Below are 10969 nucleotides of genomic sequence, written 5' to 3'. Positions count from 1 at the left end.
GGGATGCCTTCGTTCCAGACCAAGCTCAAGATCACCGGCCTCAAGCCCGGGAACGCTCCGGAATCGGTGATGGCTGCGGCCGTGGAGGCACTGGGGGCGCGGCACCACGTGGAGTCCAATCAATTGGACATCGTCGGAGGCGTGCCGCAAATCAGCCTCCGCTTCACCGTGGACGACCGCGATTACTCCGGCGAGAACGACGACGCCCGGACGTCGGCTGCCATGATGCGTGACGCCGTCGAACGTGTTGCGCTGACCGGCAGCCTGTACGTGCTCCGCCGGAGCCGGGGGCGCTGGTCGCCCATCTGACGGCGACGTCAGTCGGTGAGGGGAGCGTCGCCGTCGAACGGTTCGTCGACGGGGGAGCGGTTGCCGCGGCGCCGGGTGACGATCAAGCCGACGACTACGCCAATCACCAGGCCCACGCCGACGCCGATCAATGAACTGGCCCAAAACGGCAGCTTGGTGGTCGAGCCCGTGAAGTAGCCCAGGCCCACTTGCCATACGGCCCACAGGACCGCGCCCATTCCGGCGCACAGGCTGAACCCGCGGACCGAAACGTTCGCGATCCCGGATGCGGCTGATGTCGCGAGCCTTCCTCCGGGCACGAACCGCGCGCCGATGATTGCACCGTAGGTTGAGGACCGGCCGGCTTTGGCGATGGCCTCGTGAATGGCCAGGTGCGCTTTGCGGCCCCACGACCACCGGTCCAGGACGTGGCTCACCCGCCTTTTGAAGAGCAGGTACACCGCCATGTCGCCCAGCCAGGAGGCAAACGCGGTCAGAAAGAGGATCAGCCAGAAATTCGCGTGGCCGTCTGCTGCCAGTGCGCCGCCGGTGATGACCACCATCTCCGACGGGATGGGCGGGAAAATGGCATCGCCCAAGACCATGGGGATGATCCACAAATAGATTGCGGATCCCCAGGTTTCCGGGGAGATGAAGTCCATTGGCACAAAATACCGCACTTGCCACCCCGCCCGCTGGCTCTTGCCCCGGTGCCCCGGCGGCGGAAGACTGGCGGAATGCGGATCGAGATCATGCACGGGGACGTGACCACGCGCGGCGTCGATGCAATCGTCAACGCAGCCAACTCTTCACTGCTCGGTGGAGGAGGAGTGGACGGGGCCATCCACCGGGCCGCTGGGCCCGAACTCCTCGAGGCCTGCCGGGAGTTGCGCCGTACCCAACTGCCCGGCGGGCTCCCGGTGGGTGCCGCCGTCGGGACACCTGGTTTCCGCCTCCCGGCCCGGTGGGTGATCCACACCGTGGGACCGAACCGGCACGCCGGGCAGACCGATCCCGAACTGTTGGCCTCGTGCTTTCGCGAAAGCCTTGCCGTAGCGGAAGGGCTTGGCGCCCGGTCCGTAGCGTTCCCGGCGATAAGTGCCGGGATTTATGGCTGGGACGCCCGTGAGGTTGCGGAGGTGGCGCACGACGCCGTCACGGCCTTTTCGGCGTCACGCTCCGGAAGTGCCGCGGCCGGAAGTCCGCTGGACGTTGTGGAGTTCGTGCTGTTTTCGGAAAGCACGACGGCGGTCTTCCGGTCAGTGTTCGACGGCTGACAGCGGCCGTGATCCCCAGCCCTGGGTAGCGAACCGCTTCAGGCGTGGGCTTCGCTGAGCTCCAGCCGGCTGCGGTATTCCACTGGTTTCTTGCTGACGGGGTCCACAAAGCGGATGCCGCGTGCCAGGAGCTGAAGGGGCTTGCTGAAGTCGTCCGGTGCCTTGTCCAGGAGGTCCGGGTAGAAGGCGTCATTGACGATTCCCAGCCCGAGCGAGGCCATGTGCACGCGGAGCTGGTGGGTCTTGCCGGTGTGGGGTTCCAGCCGGTACAGCGCGCGCCGCTGTGCACCGCCGTCGAACGTTTGCACCTGTTCGATGCGCGTTTCGGCGTTCGGTTCGCCGTCCACCACCTCCGCCAGGAGGTAGCTGCGCGACTTGGTCATGCGGTTGCGGACTACCGTGGGGAATTCGACGGCGGGATAGGCTGCGGCGGGCGTCGCGGCGGACACGCACTCGTATTCTTTCTGCACCTGGCGCTTTTCGAACAGCACCTGGTACTTCCCGCGGGTTTCCGGGTTGGTGGAGAGAAGGAGGATGCCGGCCGTCATGCGGTCCAGGCGGTGCATGGGAATGAGGTCGGGGAGGTCCAGGAGGTTCCGAAGCCGGACCAGCGCCGATTCCTGGATGTAGGTGCCGCCGGGCGTGGTCGGGAGGAAGTGGGGCTTGTCCACCACCAGGATGTGCTCGTCCTGGTGCAGGATGCTGATTTCCACGGGCAGCCGTGTCTCCGGGGGGAGCGTGCGGTAGTACCAGATGAAGGTGTGGTCCTCCAGCTTGGTGCTTCGCGTCAGCGGTACGCCGCCTTCGCCAACGATCTCGCCGGCGTCGAAGCGGTCCTCGATGCCCTGCGGATCGATGTGTCCCCAACGATGCATCATGTAGTCCATTGCGGTGTCCCATGGACCCTCGTCCGGCAGGCGGAGGCGGGTTGCGTTTACGCCGTCGCGCACGGGGAGGGGGGATTGCATCACCGGACAATTCTACTTTGCGTGCGTTGCGTGGCCAGTACCGAACATAAAAAAATTCTTGACAAAAAAAGTTGTCGGTAACCATACTTGAAGCATGTTGGACATCGAAGTGATCGAGGACCCGGCGGCGGCGGAAGCCTCGCTCGACCCGATCCGTACGCGCATCCTGCGGGAACTGTCCGAACCGGCATCGGCTACCCAGCTCGCCGCCAAGGTGGGCATGCCGCGCCAGAAGGTCAACTACCACCTCAAGGCCCTTGAGCAGCATGGCTTGGTGGAGTTGGTTGAGGAGCGGCGCAAAGGCAACGTCACCGAGCGGGTCCTGCGTGCGACGGCGGCTTCCTACCTGATCTCGCCGGTGGCTTTGGCTTCCGTGGCGCCCGACCCGAGACGCTTCGCGGACAGGTTCTCGGCCTTCTGGCTCTTGTCGCTCGCCTCCCGGACCGTGCAGGAAATGGGGAAACTCATCTCCGGAGCCGCGGCCGCCAGGAAGAAGCTGGCCAGCTTCGCGATCGACGGCGAGATCACCTTCCGCTCGGCAGCCGATCGGGCGGCCTTTGCGGAGGAGCTCGGTGTGGCGGTGACGCAGCTCGTGGACAAATACCACGACGGCGGACACTCCGCCTCGGCGGGCGGCGGACGCAAGCACCGCCTCGTCGTCGTCCTTCATCCGGCGCTTAAGAACCCCGCATCCGAACCCGCAGCAGTCACTGAACCTCCAGCAGTCACCGAACCCATAGAAGAACAGGACCAGGACAATGACAAGCAACCGTGAATTTGAAATCGTGGCCGATACCGAGCTGCCCGGAACTCCCGAGCGGGTCTGGCAGGCAGTCACTGTGGACACCCCGGCGTGGATGTTTCCTACGGAGCAGTGGCCGGCCGTCCGGACCGTTGATGAGTACCCTGGCCACCTCGTGACCCGGATGGACGGGCCTGACGGCTGGTTCAACCAGCTGGAACACGTCCTGGAACCCGTCGAAGGCGGCCGTGCCAAGCTGCACTACGTCCACAGCGGAATCTTTGCCGACAACTGGGATGAGCAATACGACGGCGCCAGCAAGCACACCGAGTTCTACTTGCACACGCTTGGTCAGTACCTGCAGCACTTCGATGGCCAGCCCGTGGTCTTCACCGACATCCAAGGGCCGGCGTCCTCGCAGGCCCCGGATGGGTTTGCCCGGCTGAAGAGGGCCCTCGGTGTGGAAGGAGTTTCCGCGGGTTCGGCTTTCGAGGCCGCAGTGGAAGGATTGGGGCAGCTGCGTGGCGAGGTGGACTTTGCCAATGACAACTTCCTGGGCCTCCGAACTGCCGACACCCTGTACCGCTTCTTCGGCCGCAACGCATTCGGGGCTCCCGTGGGAATGACCGTCCATCAATTCGGCGGCTCCGGTGATTCCGAGCTCACGGCCAAGCTCTGGGGCGCGTTCCTGGAGAAGGTCTACGCGTAGGGTGCTCACCCGGTGCCGGCATGCGTGTTGGGCTAAGTTGCCCAGGCGCGGGCTACTCCTTCAAGGGCTGCTTCGTAGATGGCAGCCCAGTCCGTGCCGGGCTCGTTCATTTGCGCCAACTCCAGGCTGACCAGCCCATGGACCTGCCCCCAAATGGCCATTGAGACCGTTTGGGGGTCGTCCTTTTTAAGCCTGCCCGCTTCCTGGGCCGAGGTGACCGCCTCCACCAAGGGAAGCATGGACGCCGAGGCGACTTCCGGCGTCGGACTGCAGTCGATGTATGCCGCCAGGGCGCCGCTGAACATCAGCCGGTACAGGGCCGGATGCGTCAACGCCCACGTGCGGTAGGCCCGGCCGAGGCCCGCCAGGCCGTCCTTCGAGGCGTCGCGTTGGGACTCGCCGAAGGAGCGGAAGCCATCGTCGACGGCGGCCGTCAGCAGTTGCGCTTTCCCGCCGAAGAGGGAGTAGATCGCGGTGGTGGACGTGTTTGCTGCTGCCGCGACGTCCCGCAAGGTCACGCGGGCCGGCCCTTCGCGGTCTACAAGCTCAGCGGTGACTTCCAGCAGCCGTTTGTGGACGGTTTCATCGTGAACGATAGGTCTTGCCATGTCTACAAGTGTTTCATAACATCGTTTCATAACGTTGTTATGAAATCCGGAACCTTCGACTACCCAAGGACTGACATGGCACAGGAGATCTTCCCTGGACGTTTCACCGCGGACATCGGCCGCGACGACATCACGGTGTTCCTCATTGGAATGCGCGCCAACCGGTGGTGGAAAACAGGCAAGGTGGTGCGCGTCGCGTCTGCAATGCCGGTGATGATGCAGCACCTTGCGCGGAACCCGGAGGCGGGCCTGCTGGGCAGTGAGCAATGGTTTGGCCGGACCACCATCATGCTCAGCTACTGGGAGAGCCCGGAGCATCTGCGGAAGTTCGCTGCGGACCGCGAATCGCCCCACTTGGGGCCGTGGCGCAAGTTCATGAAGGAGATTGCCGGTAGCGGTGACATCGGCGTCTGGCATGAGACCTACCAGGTCCCGGCCACCGGGATTGAAGTGGTCTACAACGGGATGCCCTTGTTCGGCCTTGCCAAGGCAACCTCACACGTTCCCGTTGGGCCGGGCAGCAACACAGCCAGGCAGCGGATGGGCTAGGCTGCGCGCCCAACTGAGCTGCGCACCCAACTAAGTAGCAGCAGTGCGCGTTTTGAGGCCTCAAAACGCGCTTAACTGCGACTCAGTTGGGTTGCCCGGGCGGACCCGGCGGGCGGCACTCAGGCGACTCCGACGGCGGCCGGCCGCTCGGTGGTGAGGCTGCGCCTGAGTTGGGGCGAGGAGTCGAGCCTGTCCTGCGCCGCCCGGAGTGCGCGGACGGCCGCCTCCAATTGCGCCGGCGGTAGCGTATACGGCACCCGCATGTAGCGTTCGAACGCGCCGCCCACCCCGAACCTTGGGCCGGCAGCCAGACGGACACCAAAATCCGGGGCGAGGACCGTCAATGCCGTGCTGCACGGACTGGGAAGCCTGCACCACACAGTAAGCCCGCCCCGGGGCCGCTCCACGTCCCACTCCGGGAGGTGCCCCGCCAGCAGTTCCAGGAGCGCGTCCCGGTTGTGCCGGAGTTCGGCCAGCCGCGCGTCCATCGGCTCGGAGTAGGCGCCAACCAAGCGGGCCGCGGCCAACTGCTCCACCACGGGACCACCCAGATCCATGGTGGTCCTGGTGGTCACCATGCGGTTGATCAACGCCTCGTCGGCCCGGATCCAACCCGTCCTGAGGCCTGCCCAGTGGGACTTGCTCAGCGAACCGATGGAAACCACGGCGGGACTGAACCTTGCCATCGGAGCCACCGTGACGTCGTCGAGGTTCAGGCCGCGCAGTGTCTCATCCACCACCAGGACCGTCCCGGCGGAAGCCGCAGCGCGCGCCAGGCGGCGGCGCTGCGGCTCGGGCATGATGCGGCCGGTGGGGTTGTGGAAGTCCGGGACGAGGTAGGCCATGGCCGGGCGCTGCTGGTTCATGGTGGCCACCATGGCGTCGATGTCCCAACCCGCCGCAGCTCCGGCGTCGGGAAGCGCTACCGGAAGAGGGCGGCAACCGGCGGCCCGAATGGCGTCAAGGGCGTTCGGGTATGACGGGTGTTCAATCAGGACCTTGTCCTGCTTCCCGGCCAAGGTCTTCAGGACAATGTTCAACGCATGCTGGGCCCCGGACGTTACCAGGATCTGCCGGGCGGTGGTGGGCACGCCCTCGGCCGAGTACTTGTCCGCAATGGCTTGCCGGAGCGCAGGCACTCCCATTGCGTCGTAGCCGAAGCCGGGCAGGAGGGCGGGGAGTTCGGTCAGGGCATCAGCGAAGGCCCGGTGGACCACCTCGCCCGCGGCCGGGAGGGAAGCGTAGGCCAAGTCCAGCAGTCCTTCCGGCGCGGCCAGCCCGGGCATGGTGACCGGCGAGTTGCGGTGGGGGATGCACGTGCGTCCCCTGCTGCCCTGGCCGGCGGTCAGGAATCCCTGTTCCCGCAGGCTGGAGTACGCGGCCGTCACCGTGGTCCTGCTGAGGCCCAATGCCTGGGCCAGCGCCCTTTCGCTCGGCAGCGCCACGTCCAGCGGGATCCGTCCGTCCATCACCAGCAAACGCACGACGTCGGCCAGCTCGCGGTAGGCGGGCAGGGCGCCGGAATTCCAGGAGCCAAGGAGGCGGGTCAGTGCCGTGGGGTTCAATGAGCCGGACATGAGTCCAGTATTTCAAACTGGCTATGGAATACAAGGCCAGTTTCCCGCGATCATGGATTCATGATGACCCGAAGAATCACCCAACTCCTGATCGGCCTCGCGATGTACGGCATTTCCTTGGCCATGTTCATCCGCGCCGGACTTGGCCTGGACCCGTGGGACGTGTTCCACCAGGGCGTGTCCCAAAAGACCGGATTCAGTATTGGTGTGGTGGTCATCGGCGTCAGTTTCCTGGTGCTGCTCCTCTGGATCCCGCTGCGGCAGATGCCCGGGATCGGAACGCTCGCAAACGCCGTCTTGGTGGGGCTCTTCGCCGATCTTGGCCTGTGGCTGATTCCCGCCTTCTCGCACCTCGGTGGCCAGATCGCGATGCTGGCCGGCGCCGTGGTCCTGAACGGCATTGCCTCCGCTTGCTACATCGGTGCTCGGCTGGGGCCTGGTGCGCGTGACGGTTTGATGACGGGGCTGGTGCGCCGCACCGGCTGGTCGGTGCGGCTGGTCCGCACGGGAATCGAGGTTGTGGTCCTGGCTGTGGGTTGGTTGCTGGGCGGGTCCGTGGGCGTAGGAACGGTGGTCTATGCGCTGGCTATCGGCCCGATCGTGCAGTTGCTGCTGCCCAGGTTCATGGTGCCGGAGCGGGTTGAAGCCGCCGTTTCGAACGAATCCGTGGAAACCGCCCGGGCCGCCTAGGAGTTCCATAAGAGGGGCCCGGCATTCGCTGCCGGGCCCTCTTGGCCTAATCCTTGACGGCCCCGAGCGACAGGCCGGATTGCCAGTACCGTTGCAGGCTGAGGAACGCGACAATCAGCGGAATGATCATCAACAACGAACCGGTGATGACCAGGTTTTGGATCAGTTCGCCGTTGCCCGCCGTGGAACCGAGTTTGTTCCACTGGTTGATTCCGATGGTCAGCGGATACCATGCCGGATCCTTGAGCATGATGAGTGGCAGGAAGTAGTTGTTCCAGATGGACACAAAGGAGAACAACAGGACCGTCACCGTTGCTGGCGCCAGCATCGGCATGGCAATGCGCAGGAAAATCCGGAATTCACCCGCTCCATCGATCCGTGCTGCCTCGATCAGGGCATTGGGTACCGCCTGGTCCGCAAAGACCCACATGAGGTAGAGGCCAAAAGGATTGATGAACGATGGGATGAGCACGGCCCAGGGGGTGTTGGTGATGCCCAGCTGTGCGAAGAGCAGGAACTGGGGGATGGCCAACGCGATTCCAGGCACCGAGATGGAACCCAGCACGACGAGCAGGAAGGAACGCCGGCCCACGAAGTCGTGCTTTGCCAGGGCGTAACCACCGAGGGCTGCAAGGAACGTGGACACAACGGCTCCGACGATCACGTAGAGCACGGTGTTCAGGAGCCAGCGCGTGAAGATGCCTTCCTGGAAGGTGAACACCTGCACGACGTTGTCCCAGAGGGCGAACTCTTTGCCGAAGCCCAGCCCGAACGATGAAACGAAATCGCCTTGGGTCTTTGTGGCGTTGATGAGGAGCCACACCATGGGCACCAGGCAGTAGAGTGCGAAGATCCCAGTGAGGACGGTGACGCCCACGCTCTTCTTGGGGTTCATCATGGTGTACAGCTGCCGGCGCCGCCCTTGGCCTGGCCCAGGCAATTGACGGGGAGGCGCGGGGGAGGCGACCTGGCTACTTGCTGAGGACATTCTTCATTCCCTTGATTTGCACGATGTACGCGATGGCGATGGTAAAGACCGCCATGACCAAGGCCAGCGCTGCAGCGTACCCTTGCTGCGATCCATTGAAAGCAAGGCTGTAGGCGTACATGTTGGGTGTGTAGTACGAGGTGATTCCGCTGTTGGATACCAGCGTGGCCAGGATGTTCGGTTCATTGAACAGCTGGAAAGTGCCGATGATGGAGAAGATGACCGTGACCACCAGGGACGAGCGCAACGCGGGCAGTTTGATGTGCCGGACGATCTGCCACTCGGTAGCTCCATCGATGGCGGCGGCCTCGTAAAGTTCCCTGGGAACTGCGCGGAGCGCCGCATAGAAGATCAGCATGTTGTAGCCCGTGAACCCCCACGTGACCATGATTCCTATGGAAGCCATGGTGGTTTCAGGTGCGAAAGGGTTGAAGGAGGTCCCCGTGGCCTGGTTCAGGCTCCCCAACAGCCCGTACTTGATGCCCAGCATGAAACCCCACATCAGGATGGAGACGATGGCGGGGATGGCATAAGGCAGGAAGACTACGATGCGGAAGAACCGGGCCCCGTGCAGCTTAAGGGAGTCCAGTGCCAGGGCCAACGCAATGGCACAGAAAAGCATGACGGGCACCTGTATTGCGGTAAACAACACAACCCGGATGGCGCCGTCGTAGAACTGGCTGTCCTGGAACAGCTTGACGTAGTTGTCCAAACCGATGAAGACCTTCCCGCCGATCAGCTTGTTTTGGAACAGGCTGGTGTAGGCGGAATAGCAGATCGGGATGATGAAGACGAACAGGAACAGCACGCCGAAGGGGGCGATGAAGAACAAACCGGCTTTACGTCGTTTCGGCCGTCGAAAGACGGTGTGATCCGGTGACACGGTTGGCTCCGATGTGCTGCTCGCGAGCATCTGGCGACTCATGGGAAACCTTCTTTCATGATTCATCGAGAGAACAGGAGCCGTTGCCGTGCGGACAGCGTGCCGCACGGCAACGGTGCCGCTACCGGACGGTGAATCCCTGTTCGTTGCCGTAAGCGATGCTGCGTTGTTTCCAGGTTTCGAGCACGTCGGCGAGCGTGCCGGTCCTGCTGTCGTACAGCGGCGCTGCCACATCCTCGTAGTTCGAACGGGCCCAGCCGAAGAACGGCGGGTACTGCCAGCCGGTGCCGACATTCTTGGAGGCCTCCGCCAGGACCTGGTTGTACTTCTGGTCTCCGAAGAATTTGTTGGTGGTGTTCAGGAAGGCGTCGTTGTTGAGGTTGGACAGGTTGGGCACGAACGCTCCAGCGTCAATACGGGACTGCAGCCCATCTCCGTGGGTGAAGTACTCAAGGAAGGCATAAGCAGCCTCCTTGTTCTGGGCGGCAGCCGGTATTGCCATGGCACTTCCACCGTTCTCGGCGCCGGACGTTTCTCCTGCGTTCCACTGGGGCAGCTGGGCAATGCGGAAGTTTCCTGCCGCGTCGGGAGCACGTTCTGGCAGGGTGGAGGTGAACCAGCCGCCAATGAGCTGGGTGGCGAGAGTGCCCTCGTTGAGGCCCCGGTTCCAGTCGTCCGACCATCCGGTCACCTTCGTGTTGACCAGGTCCTCGTCGATGAGCTTTTGCCAGTATGCGACCGCCCGGCTGCTGCCGGCGTCCTTGAAATCAATGGTGACGCTGGTTCCGTCTACCTTGAACGGCCGGCCGCCGCCTTCCCACATGAGCGACATCAGCATGAAGATGTCGGCCGAGTCGTTGGTGATGTAATGGTCGCCGCCGAGGGCGCGGACCTTTTTGGCGGCGTCATAATATTCGTCCCAGGTGGCTGGCGGCTTGGTGACGCCCGCTTGTTCCAGGACTGCCTGGTTGTAGAACATGGCGGCGGGGCCGTAGTCGGAGGGAAGCCCATACGGCTTGCCGTCGATTGTCACGTTGCCCCACGCCGCCTCGACGTAGTCCTTGGCCAGATCCTTGGCGCCAAATTCCGAGAGGTCGGTGAGCTTCCCGGGGATGGCGAAAAGCGGCAGGGAGAAGTATTCGAACATTGCGATATCTGGCACGCCCGAGCCCGCCTGGATTGCGTTGTCCAAGGCGGTGTACTCATCGGTGGATGAGCCGGCATTCACAACCTTCACGGTGACGTTTGGGTGGAGCTTCTGGAACCCCGGTACGGCTTCCTTCACGGTGCCGTCCCAGCTCCACACGGTGAGCGTGATGGGCTTGTCAGTGGGAATACTCTTGTCAGCGGATGGTGCCGCCCCTCCTGAGCACCCGCTCAGGGCAATGGCTGAAGCGATGATGGTCGCTGCAGCTACGAGGCTCCTTTTCAGCATTGTTTACTCCTTCGTCGTCGATGAGCGTCTGTTGCGGAATCCGGGATGGTCCCGGCGTTTTACAACGTTGTACAAGATGACAAAACCGTACCTGTGAGCCAAGGAATGGGGTGGTTCTCCGGATCTTGTGGGTGGAGAATGTGGCGCTGGTTTGAGGCGCTCATGGAGGGTCAATGCTCCAAGGGTGCGCTCAGGAAACTCCAACCGAGTGGCTAGGTACAACGTTGAACCTAATGCTAAAGGCGCAGGAAGAGT

General features: G+C 63.5%; 13 protein-coding genes. 6 read left to right on the top strand and 7 right to left on the bottom strand.

Translation table 11 applies throughout. The features are described from left to right. The first annotated feature begins 3 nt into the window (after nt 1-3). Entirely contained in the window at nt 4-309 is a 306-nt protein-coding gene (locus ACFVSJ_RS03130) for a hypothetical protein (protein WP_387434313.1), read from the top strand. A gap of 8 nt (nt 310-317) precedes the next feature. On the opposite strand, the gene ACFVSJ_RS03125 is transcribed toward ACFVSJ_RS03130, so the two are convergent. Further along, entirely contained in the window at nt 318-950 is a 633-nt protein-coding gene (locus tag ACFVSJ_RS03125; RefSeq protein WP_387434311.1) for a DedA family protein, read from the bottom strand. Between the two features lie 75 nt (nt 951-1025). Here ACFVSJ_RS03125 and ACFVSJ_RS03120 point away from each other — a divergent pair, with 75 nt between their 5' ends. Then, complete coding sequence (locus ACFVSJ_RS03120; protein ID WP_387434309.1) at nt 1026-1565, top strand: O-acetyl-ADP-ribose deacetylase; 540 nt, start codon at nt 1026-1028, stop codon at nt 1563-1565. 38 nt (nt 1566-1603) lie between these two features. Here the strand turns inward: ACFVSJ_RS03120 and ACFVSJ_RS03115 are convergent, their stop codons facing one another. Further along, complete coding sequence (locus tag ACFVSJ_RS03115) at nt 1604-2533, bottom strand: RluA family pseudouridine synthase (protein WP_387434781.1); 930 nt, start codon at nt 2531-2533, stop codon at nt 1604-1606. Between the two features lie 94 nt (nt 2534-2627). On the opposite strand from ACFVSJ_RS03115, the gene ACFVSJ_RS03110 reads away from it, so the two are divergent. Together ACFVSJ_RS03110 and ACFVSJ_RS03105 are read left to right on the top strand one after the other, a co-directional pair. After that, nucleotides 2628-3308: a helix-turn-helix domain-containing protein gene (locus ACFVSJ_RS03110; protein WP_387434307.1), complete on the top strand. Its 681-nt coding sequence runs from the start codon at nt 2628-2630 to the stop codon at nt 3306-3308. Next, a complete protein-coding gene (locus ACFVSJ_RS03105; protein WP_387434304.1) occupies nt 3292-3984 on the top strand; it encodes an SRPBCC domain-containing protein in 693 nt (230 codons plus the stop codon). Before ACFVSJ_RS03110 ends, ACFVSJ_RS03105 begins: the two co-directional genes overlap by 17 nt. A gap of 32 nt (nt 3985-4016) precedes the next feature. Here ACFVSJ_RS03105 and ACFVSJ_RS03100 read toward each other — a convergent pair whose 3' ends face one another. Then, a complete protein-coding gene (locus tag ACFVSJ_RS03100) occupies nt 4017-4592 on the bottom strand; it encodes a TetR-like C-terminal domain-containing protein (RefSeq protein ID WP_387434302.1) in 576 nt (191 codons plus the stop codon). A gap of 75 nt (nt 4593-4667) precedes the next feature. On the opposite strand from ACFVSJ_RS03100, the gene ACFVSJ_RS03095 reads away from it, so the two are divergent. After that, nucleotides 4668-5141, top strand: a complete 474-nt coding sequence (locus tag ACFVSJ_RS03095) for a DUF4188 domain-containing protein (protein WP_387434299.1) — start codon at nt 4668-4670, stop codon at nt 5139-5141. A 119-nt stretch (nt 5142-5260) separates the two neighbouring features. On the opposite strand, the gene ACFVSJ_RS03090 is transcribed toward ACFVSJ_RS03095, so the two are convergent. Beyond that, entirely contained in the window at nt 5261-6718 is a 1458-nt protein-coding gene (locus tag ACFVSJ_RS03090; protein ID WP_387434297.1) for a PLP-dependent aminotransferase family protein, read from the bottom strand. A 60-nt stretch (nt 6719-6778) separates the two neighbouring features. Between ACFVSJ_RS03090 and ACFVSJ_RS03085 the strand changes: the two genes are divergently transcribed. Next, complete coding sequence (locus tag ACFVSJ_RS03085) at nt 6779-7408, top strand: YitT family protein (RefSeq protein WP_387434295.1); 630 nt, start codon at nt 6779-6781, stop codon at nt 7406-7408. A gap of 46 nt (nt 7409-7454) precedes the next feature. Here ACFVSJ_RS03085 and ACFVSJ_RS03080 read toward each other — a convergent pair whose 3' ends face one another. The 3 genes from ACFVSJ_RS03080 to ACFVSJ_RS03070 form a co-directional block, all read right to left on the bottom strand. Then, on the bottom strand, nt 7455-8396 hold the full coding sequence (locus tag ACFVSJ_RS03080) for a carbohydrate ABC transporter permease (protein WP_387434293.1): 942 nt from the start codon (nt 8394-8396) through the stop codon (nt 7455-7457). After that, a complete protein-coding gene (locus ACFVSJ_RS03075) occupies nt 8380-9321 on the bottom strand; it encodes a carbohydrate ABC transporter permease (RefSeq protein WP_387434291.1) in 942 nt (313 codons plus the stop codon). Before ACFVSJ_RS03075 ends, ACFVSJ_RS03080 begins: the two co-directional genes overlap by 17 nt. Before the next feature lie 79 nt (nt 9322-9400). Further along, on the bottom strand, nt 9401-10714 hold the full coding sequence (locus tag ACFVSJ_RS03070; RefSeq protein ID WP_387434289.1) for an ABC transporter substrate-binding protein: 1314 nt from the start codon (nt 10712-10714) through the stop codon (nt 9401-9403). Nucleotides 10715-10969: the final 255 nt, after the last annotated feature.

The sequence above is a fragment of the Paenarthrobacter sp. NPDC058040 genome (assembly GCF_042885775.1).
Classification (GTDB): domain Bacteria; phylum Actinomycetota; class Actinomycetes; order Actinomycetales; family Micrococcaceae; genus Arthrobacter.
Note: the sequence above shows the minus strand (reverse complement) of the source record. Positions and strands in the feature narration are given on the sequence as shown.

Bases quoted from the DNA above. Each gene is read 5' to 3' on its own strand.
- ACFVSJ_RS03130 (WP_387434313.1), top strand. From the start codon at position 4: ATGCCTTCGTTCCAGACCAAGCTCAAGATCACCGGCCTCAAGCCCGGG.
- ACFVSJ_RS03125 (WP_387434311.1), bottom strand. From the start codon at position 950: ATGGACTTCATCTCCCCGGAAACCTGGGGATCCGCAATCTATTTGTGG.
- ACFVSJ_RS03120 (WP_387434309.1), top strand. From the start codon at position 1,026: ATGCGGATCGAGATCATGCACGGGGACGTGACCACGCGCGGCGTCGAT.
- ACFVSJ_RS03115 (WP_387434781.1), bottom strand. From the start codon at position 2,533: ATGCAATCCCCCCTCCCCGTGCGCGACGGCGTAAACGCAACCCGCCTC.
- ACFVSJ_RS03110 (WP_387434307.1), top strand. From the start codon at position 2,628: ATGTTGGACATCGAAGTGATCGAGGACCCGGCGGCGGCGGAAGCCTCG.
- ACFVSJ_RS03105 (WP_387434304.1), top strand. From the start codon at position 3,292: ATGACAAGCAACCGTGAATTTGAAATCGTGGCCGATACCGAGCTGCCC.
- ACFVSJ_RS03100 (WP_387434302.1), bottom strand. From the start codon at position 4,592: ATGGCAAGACCTATCGTTCACGATGAAACCGTCCACAAACGGCTGCTG.
- ACFVSJ_RS03095 (WP_387434299.1), top strand. From the start codon at position 4,668: ATGGCACAGGAGATCTTCCCTGGACGTTTCACCGCGGACATCGGCCGC.
- ACFVSJ_RS03090 (WP_387434297.1), bottom strand. From the start codon at position 6,718: ATGTCCGGCTCATTGAACCCCACGGCACTGACCCGCCTCCTTGGCTCC.
- ACFVSJ_RS03085 (WP_387434295.1), top strand. From the start codon at position 6,779: ATGATGACCCGAAGAATCACCCAACTCCTGATCGGCCTCGCGATGTAC.
- ACFVSJ_RS03080 (WP_387434293.1), bottom strand. From the start codon at position 8,396: ATGTCCTCAGCAAGTAGCCAGGTCGCCTCCCCCGCGCCTCCCCGTCAA.
- ACFVSJ_RS03075 (WP_387434291.1), bottom strand. From the start codon at position 9,321: ATGAGTCGCCAGATGCTCGCGAGCAGCACATCGGAGCCAACCGTGTCA.
- ACFVSJ_RS03070 (WP_387434289.1), bottom strand. From the start codon at position 10,714: ATGCTGAAAAGGAGCCTCGTAGCTGCAGCGACCATCATCGCTTCAGCC.